The sequence below is a fragment of the Xanthomonas sp. fls2-241-TYG-148 genome, from assembly GCF_030208815.1.
Taxonomy (GTDB): domain Bacteria; phylum Pseudomonadota; class Gammaproteobacteria; order Xanthomonadales; family Xanthomonadaceae; genus Xanthomonas; species Xanthomonas campestris.
The window spans coordinates 26626-43367 of record NZ_JARVTE010000027.1 but is presented as its reverse complement, the minus strand read 5'-3'; the positions used below and the strand labels follow the sequence as shown (position 1 = coordinate 43367).

9 protein-coding genes are annotated in these 16742 nt (G+C 63.6%); 4 read left to right on the top strand and 5 right to left on the bottom strand.

Annotated features, from left to right (window positions below):
• Positions 1–30 precede the first annotated feature (30 nt).
• Both QRM60_RS20500 and QRM60_RS20495 read left to right on the top strand, forming a co-directional pair.
• Positions 31–630, top strand: a complete 600-nt coding sequence (locus tag QRM60_RS20500; RefSeq protein WP_014507816.1) for an NfuA family Fe-S biogenesis protein — start codon at positions 31–33, stop codon at positions 628–630.
• Positions 631–643: 13 nt separating this feature from the next.
• Positions 644–2458 carry a transmembrane repetitive protein gene (locus QRM60_RS20495; RefSeq protein WP_285446940.1) on the top strand — a complete coding sequence of 605 codons (1815 nt, stop codon included), beginning with the start codon at positions 644–646 and terminating at the stop codon, positions 2456–2458.
• Between the two features lie 241 nt (positions 2459–2699).
• Here the strand turns inward: QRM60_RS20495 and QRM60_RS20490 are convergent, their stop codons facing one another.
• The gene (locus QRM60_RS20490) at positions 2700–3587 is read right to left on the bottom strand and encodes a LysR family transcriptional regulator (protein WP_285446939.1); all 888 of its coding nucleotides are present in this window, start codon (positions 3585–3587) and stop codon (positions 2700–2702) included.
• A gap of 181 nt (positions 3588–3768) precedes the next feature.
• On the opposite strand from QRM60_RS20490, the gene QRM60_RS20485 reads away from it, so the two are divergent.
• Positions 3769–4410 carry a hydrolase gene (locus QRM60_RS20485; protein WP_042595974.1) on the top strand — a complete coding sequence of 214 codons (642 nt, stop codon included), beginning with the start codon at positions 3769–3771 and terminating at the stop codon, positions 4408–4410.
• A 591-nt stretch (positions 4411–5001) separates the two neighbouring features.
• Here the strand turns inward: QRM60_RS20485 and rmuC are convergent.
• The 4 genes from rmuC to QRM60_RS20465 all read right to left on the bottom strand — a co-directional run bounded on the left by rmuC (position 5002) and on the right by QRM60_RS20465 (position 15746).
• Complete coding sequence (rmuC, locus tag QRM60_RS20480; RefSeq protein ID WP_285446938.1) at positions 5002–6459, bottom strand: DNA recombination protein RmuC; 1458 nt, start codon at positions 6457–6459, stop codon at positions 5002–5004.
• Complete coding sequence (locus QRM60_RS20475; RefSeq protein WP_285446937.1) at positions 6460–6786, bottom strand: hypothetical protein; 327 nt, start codon at positions 6784–6786, stop codon at positions 6460–6462.
• Positions 6787–6942: 156 nt separating this feature from the next.
• On the bottom strand, positions 6943–7227 hold the full coding sequence (locus QRM60_RS20470) for a hypothetical protein (protein WP_285446936.1): 285 nt from the start codon (positions 7225–7227) through the stop codon (positions 6943–6945).
• Positions 7224–15746: a glucoamylase family protein gene (locus QRM60_RS20465; protein ID WP_285446935.1), complete on the bottom strand. Its 8523-nt coding sequence runs from the start codon at positions 15744–15746 to the stop codon at positions 7224–7226. Before QRM60_RS20465 ends, QRM60_RS20470 begins: the two co-directional genes overlap by 4 nt.
• 684 nt (positions 15747–16430) lie before the next feature.
• Here QRM60_RS20465 and QRM60_RS20460 point away from each other — a divergent pair.
• The gene (locus QRM60_RS20460; protein ID WP_161962697.1) at positions 16431–16619 is read left to right on the top strand and encodes a hypothetical protein; all 189 of its coding nucleotides are present in this window, start codon (positions 16431–16433) and stop codon (positions 16617–16619) included.
• The last annotated feature ends 123 nt before the right edge of the window (positions 16620–16742 follow it).

The following is a 16742-nucleotide window of genomic DNA, read 5'->3' as shown; positions in this document are numbered from 1 at the left end:
GGGGGCGCATTGAGCGGTAGAATAACCCGCATGATCCAGATATCCGACAAAGCCCAGACCTATTTCCGCAAGCTCATCGAGCGCGAGGGTGTGCCCGGCATGGGCGTGCGCCTGAGCGCGGTGGACGCGGGCACCCCGCGTGCAGACGCCAAACTCGAGTTCGCCGAGCCGGCTGACTTGTCCGGCGACGAATGGGCCATCGATTGCGATGGATTCACCTTGTATGTGGTGGCCGCCAGCGTGCCGTGGATGGACGGCGCCGAGATCGACTACGTCACCCAGTCCACCGGAAACCAGCAGCTCACCATCAAGGCGCCCAAGATCAAGGGCGAGGCACCGGCCGAGTCGGCGTCGATGGTGGAACGCGTGCGCTGGGTGGTAGAGAACGAGATCAACCCGCAGCTAGCCTCGCATGGCGGGCGCGTCGCGGTGCAGGAAGTCTCGGCCGAGGGCGTGGTGTTGCTGCGCTTCGGCGGCGGCTGCCACGGCTGCGGCATGGCCGATGTCACCTTGAAGCAGGGCATCGAGAAGACCTTGATGGGGCGCGTGCCCGGCGTGATTGCCGTGCGCGACGCGACCGATCACGCCACCGGCGACGCGCCGTACATTCCGCGCGACAGCGCGGCCTGATTCCGCACCACCGGTGACAACCGCTGCCGATCTCCTGCAGGCGCTGTTGGCGCGCATGCCGGGCAAGCTCATTCTGGATCGGCGGACCGGGTTGCCCTATGGCTGGGGCATCTGGATGCGGGGGCGGCTGGGTACGCCAGCACGGTTTGATGACGACCAACTGACGGACGCGCTGTTGGCGCGTCCTGCGCCGCGACCTCGCGACGGTATGGCGGGAAGACTGAGTCCGTTCCAAGCATTCCGCAGCCTGTGGTGGCAACACTGGGACCCGCGTCCACGCGACGAGCGCCCGCTGCACTGGGGGGCGGTACTCGGCAGTGCGCTGATCCACCTTGGATTTATCGCCTTGTTGCTGTGGGTGGTCAGCGTGCGCTGGGCCCCGGACGACACCAAACAGGGCGACGAGGCCCGGGTGCGCCTGACCTATGTAGGAGAGGGCGCCGCAGAGCAGGGCGGCGGCGAAGGCGAGCCGGTGGCGGACGCTGCGCCAGCCACAGCGGCATCTGGCGCTCAGCAAGCGGCGGCATCTGCGGCATCTGCGGCAGCCGCATCGTCAGCAGCAGCGTCGCCGGCAAGCGCCGCATCCACAGTGGCCGAGCCGGTGGAGCCGGCAGCCGACGTGCCGGACGTTGCGCCCGAACCTGGTGTGGCCGCTGCGGCGGAACCCAGTACGCCCGATATCCCGCAGGTCCGTGTGCAGGTGCCGCAGGTCACGCTGGAGTCGCCGCTGCAGGTGACTGAAACACCGGTGCCGACCACGGATTTCGTCGTCCCGCCGCCGCCCTCCATCACTGTGGCGCCACGCCCGATCGAGCCGGCTGCACCACAGGTACGCCAGCGCGAGATCCAGACGGTGACCGAGCGGCCACAGGTGCGCGAACTGCAGCGACCGACTACGGCCATTGCCGTGCGCGCTGCCGCGGCCCCCACCGTGCGCGAGCGCGAGATCGTCGTGCCCGAGCAGGCTAGGGTCACCGCGCCCACCGTCCGTGCACGTGAGGTAGTTCCCACGGTTCGCATGCCCGAGCTGGCGGTGCGTGCTGCGGAGCTGCCGAACGTGCCGGACCCGGCGCCACAGCCGACGCCGGCGCAGACACCCCCTGCGCAACCGACAGTCGTGCAGACGCCTTCGGCTGCGGCGGCCCCCATATCGCCTGCGGCGCCGACACCTTCCAGCGCGCCGTCACCCGCCAACCAGACCAACCAACAGACGGCTGCGCAATCTGCGAAACCGGCGTCAGCGGCCGCTGCATCCAGCAAGCCGGCGGCCACCAGCGGTGCCGGCCCGAAACCAGTTGATCGCAGTGGTGGATGGGATGTGGCGGCCAACGCGGACGACTGGAGCAAATCGACCCGCGACCGTCCCGGGCAGGCAACCGGCGCCGATGGCAAACGCGACGGCATGTTCAACAACGACGGCAGCGTACGGGTTGCCGCCGGTGGCGAGGCCGGCAATGGCGCTGGCGATCGCGGCCCGCCTGGCAGTGACACCGACACCTGGACGCGTGACCAGATTGCGCAAGGCGGCACCTGGCTTAAGCGGCCGCCCTACGGTTACACGCCGACGTCGCTGGACAAGTATTGGATGCCGAACCAGACGCTGCTGCAGGAATGGGTGCGGCGCGGATTGAAGAAGATCGAAATTCCCATTCCCGGCACCACGACCAAGATCAGCTGCGTGGTGTCGTTGCTGCAATTCGGCGGCGGCTGCGGCCTGAGCGACCCGAATCTCAACGATCAGCCAGCCACCGCAAGGCCGCCACCGGACGTGCCGTTCAAGCGGGAGTTGCAGGAAGACAATGGGGCGCTGCGCCGTGCCGGGGAGTGAGCGTGTAGACGGTCACGTATTACGACGCCGGCCTGATGGAATGCGGCATTGGGTGAGTTGTCTGTCAGGGAATCAATCGATGCATTGCCGATTCGCGGACTGCTGCCAAGGTGCTTGCCGCTACGAGTGGTTGCGCGAAATCGCCATTGGGCATTGATTAGGCGGCTCGGTGGAGTCATGCCCCGTCGTATGGCCAGGGACGTGAGATGGGAATAACCGCAACGCCGTAGATACAGTTGCGTTACTCAGCTGTCTTCAGCATTTTCTGATCAAAGCACTTGATCAACAGCTCGGTCAACACTCTGACTTTGAGCGATGGATGTGGGCCGGGTGGGCGAACAACATAGATGCCGGCCGGCGGTGGAGGATAGCGTGTCATCACTGGGACAAGCGCGCCGGATGCCACGTAATCATGGGTGAGGTGATCGGGTAGCCATGCAACGCCAAGTCCCGCGACAGCGGCGGCGATCAGCGCAGCGCCGTTGTCCGCTTTGAAGCTTCCGCGTGGATGCACGGTGACCACCTGACCGCCCTGCAGGAAGTGCCAGGGTTCGGCTCCCTGCATCAGCGCCTCGTGGTTGGCGAGCTCTAGCGGCGTCTCAGGTGAGCCATGCGTGCTGATATAGCCTGGGCTTGCAACAAGCGTTCCGTAGATCGGGCCGACGCATCGGGCAACAAGCGTGGAGTCGGGTAGGTAGCCAACACGGATTGCGCAGTCGAATCCCTCTCCGACGATGTCGACGAAGTGATCGCTGTAAGAGGTGTGCACGTTGAGGCGTGGATGCAATCGCGCCAGTTCTGCAAGCACCGGCGCAAAATGTGTCGGGCCAAAGGTCAGTGGCGCGGTGATCCGCAGACGGCCACGCAAATCCTCGCCGGACAGAATGGCTTCTTTGGCCGCGTCGATCTCCGCACAGGCATTGGCTGCATGTCCACGAAACGTGCTGCCGGCTTCGGTGAGTGCCGCGCCGCGCGTCGTGCGCGCTAACAATTGCACGCCCAATTCCGACTCCAGTCGCACCAGCCGCCGGCTGACGATCGACTTGGAAACGCCCAGCCGGCGAGCGGCGGAAGATACGCCACCGGCATCGGCGACTTCCACAAAGGTGCGCAGGTCTTCGATATCCAATCGTGCATCTCCGATTCCGCTACAGCCTGACACAGGAAACTGGATTCCTGCGTTGCTGATCTGGCGACGTAGTTTTGCACGAGACGGCGCTACCGCAACGGACGAGGCAATGACATGGTTTTGCGGTAGGCAGCAGTTCGATCTGCATGCCTGCAAACCAACTCAACAACAGGATGTTTTCATGACTTTCCGTAACGGTCTTGCGTCGCTGCTTCGCCCAGAAGATTCGGTTCTGGTTCTCATCGATCACCAGCCGTACCAACTTGCGAACCTCAATAGTCATGATCCACATATGCTGGTCAACAATGCGACGGGTCTTGCAAAGGCCGCCAAAGCGTTTGGCGTGCCAACCATTTTGACCAGTGTGATCGCTGATCGAGGAGGCTTGCTGTTTCCACAGATCACCGATGTGTTTCCGGGCCAGGAAGTGATCGACCGCACTTTCATCAACACCTGGGAAGATCGCAAGGTGGTGGATGCCGTCAAGGCAACCGGCCGCAAGCAACTTATCATCGCTGGTCTATGGACTGATGTCTGTGTGGCCATGCCGACGATTCAAGCGCTGGGCGAAGGCTGGGATGTGACCGTCATCACCGATGCGTCCGGCTCGATGTCAATTGAAGCGCATGAGGTCGCTATCCAGCGCATGATCGCGGCCGGCGCGAACATGATGACCTGGCTGGCGTTGGCGTCCGAATGGCAACGCGACTGGGCACGCACCGAACACGTGGCGGAACTGACCGAAGTTCTAAAACAGCATGTTGCCGGTAGCGGTATTGCGTACCTGTGGGAGCAGCAGCTGCTCAGCACACCCGTACGATAAACAGCCGCTGACATGCATAGGCGAGGAGGCCGCCGCAGCGAATGCTGGGCGGTCACGCCTGGCTATCTGCGTGTCACTGAGTATGTGTTGGTGTGTACAGCCATCTGTATCAGAACTGACAAGCCGACAGCCACACCAAAGGTGAGCTACCGATACTCTGACATAATATACATTATGCGAAGTGCGATGTTGACGCCCCTGTGCGTGCTGGCGACCTATCAACTGTTGTTGTCAGTTTTTTTAATTCGTGTCCTTGCAGGCGTGCGCGGCCGAAGCAGACCTTGCTGGCACGGTCGTCCCCATCCGGACCAAGGGCCGGGACGTGTCGTTCATCGCGCCGCCGGCTTGGTACCCGTTTTTCAAGAGCCCAGGCATCTGGTCTTTGGTCGCCGGCAACCTCAACCGCGAGCTCATCATCGGTTAGGTGGCGCTATTTGCACGGCGCGCCCGTCCACCCCGCGCGTCATGCAGCGCAGCGGGTGCAGCATTCGATAGCCCGTATCCCTTGGGTGATTTGCCGGTTACCCGCTTAACGGCATCACTGACGGCATTCTCGGACGTGTACTTTTGATTGTTCGATATCCACGGGTGCTAGGGAACTGTGGCCAATAACGCGTTAGTGTCGCCCTCGAGTGAAAGTGGCGACTCTTCCTCACCAGGAAGCGGTTTCAGCGATTCGTGCAGCGCCTTCTTCCCCTTAGCTCCCGCTCCGACCAACCGGCGGGCGCGAGCAACCACGGACTGGGGGGAATCATTAAGTCGATTCTTCGCCTTGTTGTAAGCATCTCCTGCCTTCTTCAGGCGTTCATCTATAGACTCAAAGTCTTCGATAAACCCGGTAAGCGAGTCCAGCAGCTTTGCCGCCTCTTCGCCGATGGTGCTGATCTGCTGCTGTAGCTTGTCGCGTGTCCACAGCCGCTCAACGACACGGAGCATAGCCATCAGGGTGTTCGGGGATGCAAACACCACGCGCTTGTTGAAAGCTTCGGTCTGCAAGTCTGGACTGATCGACAACGCTGACGACAACGCACCCTCGATGGGTACAAAAAGGACTGTCAGGTCCAGAGTCTCGGGGCCCATGGCGCGGGGGTAGTTCTTGTCCGCGAGATCACGCACATGGGCTCGGAGTGCGGCCGTATGGCGTACCAAGGCTTCCTGCTGATCCTCAAAGGAATCGGCATTTTGCGCATCGCTCCAGGCAATGAGGTTGACTTTGGAATCGACCACAATCTTCCGCTTGTCTGGCAAGGTCACCACCACGTCCGGTCGCACGCGCTGGCCACTGTCTTCATCCACACCGTGTCCCTGCGAGATGTAGTTGCTCCCCTCTACTAGCCCCGACGCTTTAAGCACCGTATCGAGGATGAGTTCACCCCAGTCACCCCGGGTTTTCGAGTTGCCTTTGAGTGCACGGGTTAGGGCCTCGGTCGCGGTCGCCATGTTCTGGTTCAGGCCTTTCAACTCGCCGATGGTTCCGACGAGGGTGGCATGCTCCCTGGCCTGTTCCGACCCGAGTTGTTCCACCTTTGCCTGGAAAGTGGCGACCTTCTCTGCAAATGGCTTGAGGGTCGTTTCGAGCCCCTCCTTCGATGCGTCCGCACTTGCTTTGATCCGCTGGTCGAGAACGACAGACTTCTCATCAAAGACGCGGCTCGCCGCTTCGGTAAAAGCGGTGCGCATCTGGGTTTCGGCCGTGGCGAGAAACGCTTTGGTTTGCTCAACCGCTTCGAGCGCCGCATCTCGAACGGCCACAGCGGTTGCGTGCTCGGCTCTCAGATCTCGTAGGGCGACGTTGGCGTCGTCGAGGCTTTGACGAAGGTCGCTCCGTTCACGGCGAAGCTCGTTGGTTTCTGTGGTTTGGCTGGTGAGATTAGCGTCGATAACCGCTGCCGACCGTTGCAACTCCTCCAGGGCCTGGCGCGTCTGCTCAAGGCTCTCCCGCGCACCGTTACGCTCAAGGCGAAGTTGGTCGGCTTCGGCCAATTTTGCAACGAGATTGGCCGTCGTCGTTGCCGTGGTCCGCTGCAAGGCTTCGAGGGTCTCGCGCACCTAGGTCAGTACCCGGTCGCGCTCGGCAACTGTGCCGGTCAGCTTCTCCACGGATAACCTGGCTTCTTCAAGCTGTGCGCCGAGCGCGGCTTCCCTCGCCGTCGCCGCCCTGATCGATTCCGTCAGTTCGCCGACCTGCTTCTCAGCCCGCCCGCTTCGCTCGATAGCGTCGGGCAAGCGCGCAGCTTCCCCGGACAGCGCGTCAATCCTTGCCTGCAGATCCCGCGCCTTCGCCAAGGTCTGCCACATGATCAGGCCGACGACGATGGCTGCGATCACGACCGTCAGCAGAACCACCGTCCATCCCCAAACCGGCATGCTCTCCATGGTTCCTTCCTCGGTATTGGCCCTGTGCCCGTCGCATGATACGTCGGGGACAACGCCGCGATCACGGTAGGCCAAACTCAGTCCGATCCCAGATTGGGCAATTTTCGGCCGATGCAGCGGACCCAACCCGCGATAACACAGGCTAATCGTACCCACTCACTCCGTAACCAGCAGCGCCCTCGTCCAGATGCGTTGCGGTCCTTTGGAACTAGTCGTTGAAAATGTCCATCGCGCACGGCTCAGCCCGTTGCGGTGCAATAAGCGTTGCAACTCGCGCCGCACGCGGCCTACATCGGCTTGGGCGGCACTATCGAGAATGCGTTGCGCCAGCGCATCAAATTGCGGCCAGAACTGGCTGGGGTCGCGCACCCGCTGTGGCCATACGGCCAGCATTTTGCCTAGGTCGGACAGCTGGTGATCGGTATTGGTGCGGATGCTCATGTCGCGTCTCCCGGCCACTCCAGAGCGACAGCGTGGACCGCGCCGTCATCGATCAGGGTGAAAGCAAGCGCTGCCTGGGGTATTCCATCCACCTCCAGCCTGGCATCTCCGCCTTTACGCTGGGTGACGTCGATGACATAGGTGCTCGTGCCGAACCGATAACGCAGCTGGTAGCCCGGCCATGCGGCCGGAATGCACGGTGTGATCTGGAGACGCGTGCCGCGCCGCTGCAGACCGAGCAGCGATTCGGTCAGTAACCGATACATCCAGCCCGCTGCGCCGGTATACCAGCTCCAGCCGCCGCGACCGGTATGCGGGGCCACCGCGTAGACGTCGGCGGCCAGCACGTAAGGTTCGGCTTTGTAGCGCTGCACTGCCTGCGCATCCAGCGCATGGTGAATGGGGTTGATCAGCCCGGCGAGCTGCCAGGCCCGGGCGCTATCGCCGAGGTGCGCAAAGGCCATCGCCGCCCAGACCGCCGCATGGGTGTATTGACCCCCGTTTTCGCGCACGCCCGGCACGTAGCCGCGGATGTAACCGGGGTCGTGCCCGGTGCGATCGAAAGGCGGCATCAACAGCTTGACGACGCCTGCGTCCGCATCGACCAGTTGCTGGTGCATTGCATCCATGGCCTGCGCACTGCGTGCCGGATCCATCGCGCCGGATAACACCGACCAGCTTTGCGACAGCGAATCGATGCGGCACTCGTCAGACGTATGCGACCCCAACGGCGTGCCGTCGTCGAACCAGGCGCGCCGGTACCATTGCCCGTCCCAGGCATGCCGCTCCAGCGCAATACGCAGGGTCTGCGCGTGTGCTTGGCAGGTAGCGCCAAAGGCGTGGTCGCCGTGTTGCACCGCCACGGCAGAAAAACGCAGCAATGTGTCGTAGAGGAAGAACCCCAGCCACACGCTTTCGCCCTTCCCTTCCTTGCCGACGCGATTCATGCCGTCGTTCCAATCGCCGCTGCCGATCAACGGCAAACCACGCTCGCCCAGATGTGCCATGCCGCGTTGCAGTGCGAGCACGCCATGCGCATAGAGCGACTGCAGCGCGCCCGTCACAGCAGGCAGGTCGTAATAAGACTCTTCGTCGGCCTTGAGTGCACGCCCGTCAATAAAGCCGACCAGCTCATCGAGCACGCTGCTGTCAGCGGTGGTGTCCAGGTAGCGGCAAATGGCTTGCGGTAACCACATGAAGTCGTCCGAACACTGTGTGCGCACGCCACGGTTCTGTGGCGGATGCCACCAATGCTGGACATCGCCTTGCGGAAACTGGCGCGCGGCGCTGCGCAGCAGGTGCGCGCGGCTGAGCTCTGGCTGCGCGTGCACCATCGCCATGCTGTCCTGTAACTGGTCGCGAAACCCGTAAGCGCCTCCGGATTGGTAATAACCGCTGCGCGCCAGGAACCGGCAGGCAATGGTCTGATAGAGCAGCCAGCCGTTGGCCAATAGGTCCACTGCCGGGTCGGGTGTGGTCACCTGGACGGTGCCCAGCACCTGCTCCCAATGCGTGCGCACGGCAAGCAACGCCGCGTGTGCGGTGGCCACGCCACGACTGCGCCGTGCCACGTCCAGCGCCGCGTCGCGGCTGCTGGCCGCGCCCAGGCGGAACACCGTCTCCATGCTCTGTCCGGCCTCCAGCGTCACCGGGATCTGGATCGCCGCACATGGGTCCAGTCCTGCGCCGACCCGCCCGGATAGCCGCTGTCGGGACAGCGCGGCCGGCGCCTGCATGTCGCCATTGCGGCCCAGGAACTCGCTGCGGTCGGCGCTGATACTGCGGCTGGGTGCATCGGCATCGAAGAAGGCGACGCGGCCGTCGAACTCGGTGTTGTATGGGTTGCGTGCAGTGAGCACGCTGGTTGCCAAATCCACCTCACTCACCACGTGCAGCTGCGAGCGCGTGCGGATGTCACCGAGTACCCATTCCACATAGCCGGTCACGCTAAGCCGACGCGCGCGGCCGGAGAGGTTCTTCAGCCGTAGATGGCTGAACTTGATGGGCTGCTCTACATCGACGAACACCCAGAGCTCGCTGGCAATGCCATGTTCGGTATGGCTATAGACGCTGTAGCCGAAGCCGTGGCGCACTGTATAACGCCCGCTGCCGCGGCACGGCAACGCCATCGGCGACCACACCTGGCCGGTCTCTTCATCGCGCAGGTAGAACGCTTCGCCACAGGTGTCGCCGACCGGGTCGTTATGCCAGGGCGTCAGCCGGAACTCATGCGCATTCTCGGCCCAGGTATAGCCGGCGCTGCTATCGCTGACCACGGTGCCGAATTGCGCATTGGCCATGACGTTGCACCACGGCGCCGGCGTGGTCGTGCCCTCGTCCAGGGTGATGCAGTATTCGCGACCATCGGCGGCAAACGCACCAAGGCCGTTGTCGAACAGCAGTTGGCCTGCCTCAGCCTGCGCGACTGCAACGTCCAGCACCGACGCGCTAGGCTGATCGGTGAGATCGTCCTGCTGCGGCAGGCGTTCCAGCAGCGGCGGCTGCGCGCGCCGGCCGGCGAGGCGCTCCAACTGTGCGGCAAGCGTGCCGTTGGCGTCGCTGAGGATTGCGCGCGCCACGGTTTGCAGCAGGATCCGGTCTTCCTGCGAAATGTGTTCGATGGCACGCACGAAAATGCCGCCTGGGCGGTCAAGCACATTGGCTTCCGGATCGGCGGCGATCAGCCCCAGAATGGTGTCCTGTAGCTGTTGCCGGTAACCGGACTGGCTTTCGTTCCAGATCACCAGATCCGCGCGTAGCCCCTTGAGTCGCCAATACGCATGTGCCTGTACGAGCTGCTGCACCAACGCCACATTGTCCGGGTCGGCGATGCGCAACAGGACGATCGGCAGGTCGCCGGAAATGGCATGACTCCACAGCGCCGATTGTCCTCGATGGTTATGCAGCAAGACCTCGCTATCGGCGCGCAATTGCGGGTCGACGAAGAGCACGCGCGCGGCAAGCCGTTCGTAAAGCATCGCGTCTTCCAGCGAGGCGTTGATCTGTCGGCGCGTGACCTGGCTCTGTGTCAGTGCCAGATCGAACACGCGGTCAGCCAGGCGGCGGTCACGGTATTTGTCGATCAGTGCGCTGCACGCCTCGCGCTGGGTGCCAACGCCGTAGACCATGTCCACCTGCGCCTGCTGATCTGGCGCCAACGCGATGCGGCAACGGATAGCCACAATGGGATCAAGCACCGAACCTGCGGCGCCGGACAAGATGCCCTGCCCGCTCAATGCCACTGGATTGCGGGTGCTACGGCCACGGCCGACGAACGCGGCGCGGTCGGTCTCGTAGGAGATCGACGCCACATCCGCATCATGGACGGCAACCAAATGCAACATCCACGGCTGCGCTTCGTCATGTCCACGCGGGCGCCGTGTGCACAGCAGTGCCTGCTTGTCGGCCAGGATTTCGGTCTGCACGAACAAGTTGCTGAACGCCGGATGCGCTTCGTCGGAGGCGGCCGGTGCCAACACCACTTCGGCGTAGGTGGTGATTTCGATGATCCGCGTCTGCCGTGACCGGTTGCGGATGCGCAGTCGCCGCAGCTCCACATCGTCTTCCGCGGAGATGGCGATTTCCAGATGGCTCTCATAGCCCTGGTGGCTGCCTTTGAACTCGGCCTTTGCATCCGAAAAGATCGCCTCGTAGCGCTCCACCGGAACGCAGGTCGGCTGATGTGCGGCCGACCATGTAGCGCCGCTGTCCACATCGCGCAGATAGCAGAACGTACCCCAGTGATCGCGGGTACCGTCCTCGCGCCAGCGTGTGACGGCCATGTCGCGCGCGCGGCTGTAGCCACCGCCGGCGGAGGTCAGCATTCCGTGATAACGCCCATTGGAGAGCAGCTGCAGCGCTGGCTGCGGCAGTTCCGGGTCGCGATAGATACGCAACGCCATCCCTGCCTCGCTGGGCACTGGTCGATCTTCGGCGTCGGTCAATCCCTGGAGGTAGACACCGGCGCGCGGCGCGCGCTCCTGCAGCAGTAATGCCGTTGCCTGGCATTGTGGGTCGGCCATGAAGCGGGCCTGCATGGGCGCATCACGCAGCACCTGGTCGAGCGCCAGCAGCGCCATCCCCTGATGGTGCGACATGAAAGAGCGCACCACCGCATGCTGGGTGCCACGCGGGACGCGCGCCGGCGTGTAATCAATCGCTTCGTAGAGACCGAATTGCCCGCCAAATCCCAACCCATGCAGCCGCTGCAGATTGCGACACGCCGCATCCGGTTCGACCATCAACGCCATTGCACTGGCGTAAGGCGCGATCACCAGATCCTCGCCCAGGCCGCGCTTGAGTCCGAGCCCAGGGACTCCAAAGGCGCGGTATTGGTAATTGCGCTGCGTATCCACCGTGTTGTAGCCGGATTCGGACACGCCCCAGGGCACATTACGCGTCACGCCATACCGGATCTGTGCCTGCACTGCGCCGCGCATCGAGCGATGCAACAGCGTCTGCGGGTAACTTGGCATCACCAGATCAGGCATCAGATACTCAAACATCGAGCCGCTCCACGACAGCAGCGTCGGCTCGCCGCCGGTATCGGTCAGTGTGCGCCCGAGGGCGAACCAGCTCTCCTGCGGCAACCTGCCTTGCGCAATCGCTACGAAGATTCCCAGACGCGCTTCCGAAGCGAGCAGATCGTAATTCCCCGCATCCAGGCGGCGCTCGTCGACGTTGTAGCCGATCGACAACAACTGCTGCGCGGGGCGATAAAGGAAGTCGTAGTCCATCTCCGCCAAGCGGCCTGCGACCTGCGCCAGCTGCTCCAGTTCCTGCAGACGTGTAGAGGCCCAGCGCTGCGTGCTGGGCGCACCATCGGTTGCGGCCAGCTGCCGCAGCGTTGCGACATGGCTGTTGTGCGCTACCGGCGCATCTGTCTCGGGATCGGCCTCTGCAGAGGTGCAATGGCTCAGCTCGGCCAGCACCGCCTCACAGGTGTCCATTAAACGCTGCAGCCAAGGATCGGGCGCCTCGCTGCCGCGACCCTGGCGTGCTGCCCGCATCAGTTGGCCTTGCGCCAGCAGCAGCTGCAATGTCGCTTTGGCTTGCACTACCGTCGGCACCGGTAGCTCACGCACCCCATCCAGTGCCTGGGTCATTGCAGCCAGAGCGGCATCATCACCATGCGGCTGCTCGGCCAGCACGGCAACGGTGTCAGACAGCCCATCGAAGAGCGCCGAGTGCAGCAGCGGCGCATCTGCCAGCGCCAGCAGGCCCTGGCGCAGGGTCAGCAGATGCCCGGCAAGGTTGCCGCTGTCCACGGTGGACACGTAGCGTGGCGACAGCGGCGCCAGAGTTTCGGTGTCATACCAGTTGTAGAAATGCCCGCGATGACGCGGCAACCCTGCTAACGTGGTCAGCGTGTCGGTCACCCGCGTGATCACCCCGCCCATGGTCAGATAGCCCAGGTCGTAGGCGGCCAGGTTAGCGAGCAGACCCAGGCCGATATTGGTCGGCGAGGTGCGATTGGCCACCACGGTCTCCGGATACTCCTGCACGTTGTCCGGCGGCAGCCAGTGATGCTGCGCCGTGCAATGGGTTTCGAAGAATGCCCAGGTGCGCCTTGCCAATCCGCCAAGAAACACCCGCTGTTCCTGCGAAAGTTGTGCCACCGGCGCGGCGGGACGTTCGCCCAGCCACGCCATCAACCAAGGCGCTGCCATCCAGCTCAGCCCCAGCGGCAACGCGGCCCACAACGCCCACGGAGCCAACCAGGCCACCGCTGCAACGACCAGCGCCGCGGTGCAGGCGGCGCCTGCCATGACCCGATGCTCTGCGTCGCCACTGCGCGCACCACGTTCCACCTCGCTGGACGGCGCCCACTGCAACAGATGGCGGTGGGTCATTACCATGCGCACCAGCGATCGCGCGATGGCTGCCAGCTGCAGTCCGGCTTCGAATGGCAGGCAGGCAAGCACCACGCCAATGCGCAGCATCGATTGACGCAGCCCCACCGCCACCTGGCGCGCATGGTGGTGCCATGCCAATCCTTCGGGGGGATGGGCCAGCGCATACGCCGCCGAACACAGCCCTGGCAAGAGCCATAACAGCAGCAACCAGAGCGTCCAGCGCACGGGTGTCGGCGATGCCAACCAACCGGTCAACAACAGGGCGAAGGCGGCCGGTGCCACCAGACTGCGGCGCAGGTTGTCCAGCAACTTGCCACGCGATAGCCACGACAGCGGATTACGCGCATGTCGGCCGTCGCGGTCAGGCACCCATGGCAGCAGCCACGGCAGTAATTGCCAATCGCCGCGCACCCAGCGCGCACGGCGTTTGGCATCCGTGGCGTAGCGCTGTGGGTGGCGCTCGTAGAGGCGCACATCGCTGAGCAGGCCGGCACGCACGTAACAGCCTTCCAGCAGGTCGTGGCTCAACACGCGGTTGTCGGGGAAGCGACCGGCCAGGACCTGTTCGAAGGTCGCCACCGCGTAAATCCCCTTGCCGATGAACGAGCCTTCGCCAAACAGGTCCTGATACACATCCGACACCACACGTGTGTAGGGATCGATGCCTGGTTCGATGCCGAACATGCGTGCAAACCGCGACTCGCCCCCTTCGCTCATACCGGTGCCAAGGCCAGGCTGCAAAATGCCGTAGCCGGCTTCAACGCGTTGGCCGGTCGCGTCCAGGCGCGGTACGTTCAGTGGATGCGACATGGCACCCACGAGCGCACGGGCAGCATCCCTGGGCAACTGGGTGTCACTGTCCAAGGTGATCACATAGCGCACGTGCACCAATGCGGTGACATCGCCCTGCACCTGCAAGAACTCGGTGGCAGCTTGCAGAGCCACGTCCTCGGCACATAGCAGCCGGTTGAGGGCTTCCAGCTTGCCGCGCTTTCGCTCTGCGCCCATCCAGCAGCGCTCGCCTGCGTTCCACTGGCGTGCCCGGTGCAAGAGGAAAAATCGGTCGCCGTGCACATCGGCGTAGCGTTCGTTGAGCCGCTCGATGTGCTGCGCCGCGCGCGCTAGCAACGATGCGTCGGCCGGCAGCGAGGCCTCTGGCGCATCCAGGAAATCGGTGAGCAAGGCGAAGTAGAGCTGTGCATCGCGATTGGCCAGCGCGTGCACCTCAAGCGCGGCAGCCAGCTCATCGATCGCCTCCGCGTTTGCCAGCATGCTGGGCATCACCACCAGCGTGCGGCAGTCCGGCGGAATGCCCAGGCGCAATTCCATGCGAGGCAATGGATGCGGACGCACCCACAGCGTTGCCACCCAGTTGACCAGCGCGATCCCCAGCTCGCTGGCGGCCAGCACTGCAAGGGCGCCGACAGACCACCACACAGCCGGCCGTAATTCCGGCAGCCATCGCATCAGGAGGCCGGCCCACAGCAGCGAGATCAGTGCAATCGGCACCAGATAGATTGGCAGCGGCACCCTGCGTGCCTGCGGCCGGTGCGAGATCGGCAGCGCTTGCGCAGGCGCATGTGGCGCGCGCAGTGCTGCACGCAACGTGGGCAGCCCCGCATCCACCAAGAAATAGCCCACATGTGCGGCGACCGAGCTCCGGTCGTCGGCCTGCATCGCCAGCTGTAACGCGACCTGTGCCACTTCCGTCTCGTCGCCGGGCATGCGTTGCGCCAGCGATTCCACTACGTGGCGGTAGGCATCCCGGGTCTGGAAATCCATGCGCGCGTAGACGTCGGCGGGATCCTTGCGCAAGGTCTGCTCGACCAAACTCATGCTCTCGACGAATTCGCGCCAATCCATCTCATCCAGAAAACGCAGGCTTCCGATGCTGTTGCTGATCGCCACCTGCTCGGCGGCTTGGCGCTGGCTCTCGGCATGCACCAAGCCCTCCACGCTGTGGCCTTCGCTGGCCAACCATTGCTCCACCCATGCACTGGCCATCGACAACACGGGGCCGCGGCCTTGGATACCACGCGTGAGCTCAGCCACGAATGCGCCGGTGGCGGGCGGCTGCGAGCGTGCCATGTCGGCCACGACGGCCACGACATCCTTGGGCTGCGCTGCAGCGGTGGCGTTGAGCAACGCTGCCCACTGCGTGGCCAGATGGGTATCGCGTCCATCGTGCATGATGTCGTCGGCGATGCGGCGCACGTTGTCGATCAAGGCCAGCCGGAGCACGATTGGAACCGCCCATAGCTCGCCAAGTTTGAGCGGCGCGACCTGCTGATAGGCGGTGATGAAGCGACTCAGCGTAATTGCGTCCACACGGCCATCGCCATGCGCAACAACCTGCAGCCCCAGCTCGTAGACACGCGGCAGGCCAGTCGAGGTTGGCGTCTGCAGACGCGGCAGTTGTCGGCTGTAGCCTGGCGGAAGATGCAGTCGCGCCAGGCGCATGTGCTCTTCAACCAGATAATAGTTGTCCAGCAACCACTCCCCGGCAGGATGCATGCGCACCCCCTCAGCAACCATCTGGCTCAGCTGCGCTGCTGCACTGCCAAGCGCCCGCTGATTGCGTTTGAGCGCCGATAGCAGCAACTCTCGTGCCGGCCCCGTGTAGAGCACATGCGAGGTTGCCAGCGCACGTGCCAGCCCCTCCATTTGTTCATCGCCGAGCAGGGCTGCGCTGGGAATTCCAGCATTACGCGCCGACTGTGTTAGTGGTGCTGCTGGTTGGATAATCGACTGCCACCAGAGAGAAAACGCAGAAGCCTTCCGTGGTGGAAGCATGGAGACAGGACCTGTGCGGCGTGAGCGCCGCTAGAGCCAGGATCATGCGCGCTGGCGTCAGGTGACATGTGAAGGCTTCAGGACAGTGGCTGACATTGGGTCAGGCGCCAGAGGCACTCGCTTGCAGTACCGTTGCACGGGGCAGATCAGCCGGTCTGCAAGAGCTGTGCGATCTCGGCAAGCGATTTCCTCTTCGCATATTCGTCCATCTGCCTGGAGGAATCGAGTTCATCAGGCTCTGTCATCAGCATGATTCACCGCATGCTTTGCCATCTTTGACAGCAATGTTTCTGCATTCTTTTGCGCGGACGCACGCACCGACGTCTCCCAATTCCTTCTGTGCCATGCTGCCGAATGGCACTAGCAGGTCATTGAACACGATCGTGTCAGTGGCGCCTGCGCCGCCTATTACGTGCACGAGGATGGCACTACGGCAAGCTTGTGCCGGGCATGGTGGCACGCACCGGGGCCTTGGGACACAGCTGCTTCTGGCGCGCCTCGCAGCTATTCCTCAGACCCGGTCTTTGGCACGTTGTGCTGGAAACCAGCCTGCCTATGCAAGTGCTCTATGAGCACGTTGGCTTCGTTTTGCTGGAGATCATGCCGGGCGCCCATGGGCGTGTGTGGTCATCCGCCGGCGTTACCGCGGGCATCGACCTCACGCTTGGTCGCGCCCTGCCCCGCCTGCTGTCTCAGCCGTGCGAGGAGGCGGGTTTTGCGGCCTGCGCGGGCACGATCACATAGTCCGCGCCTTCCGGCCGCGCGGCGTCGAACTGGGCCACGGTGGTGTCGGTCGCGATTGTGAAGCTGCGGCGGCCAAGGTCGGTGAATGAGCGGCGATTCTTCGGCTCGCCAGCGCTGTCAGCA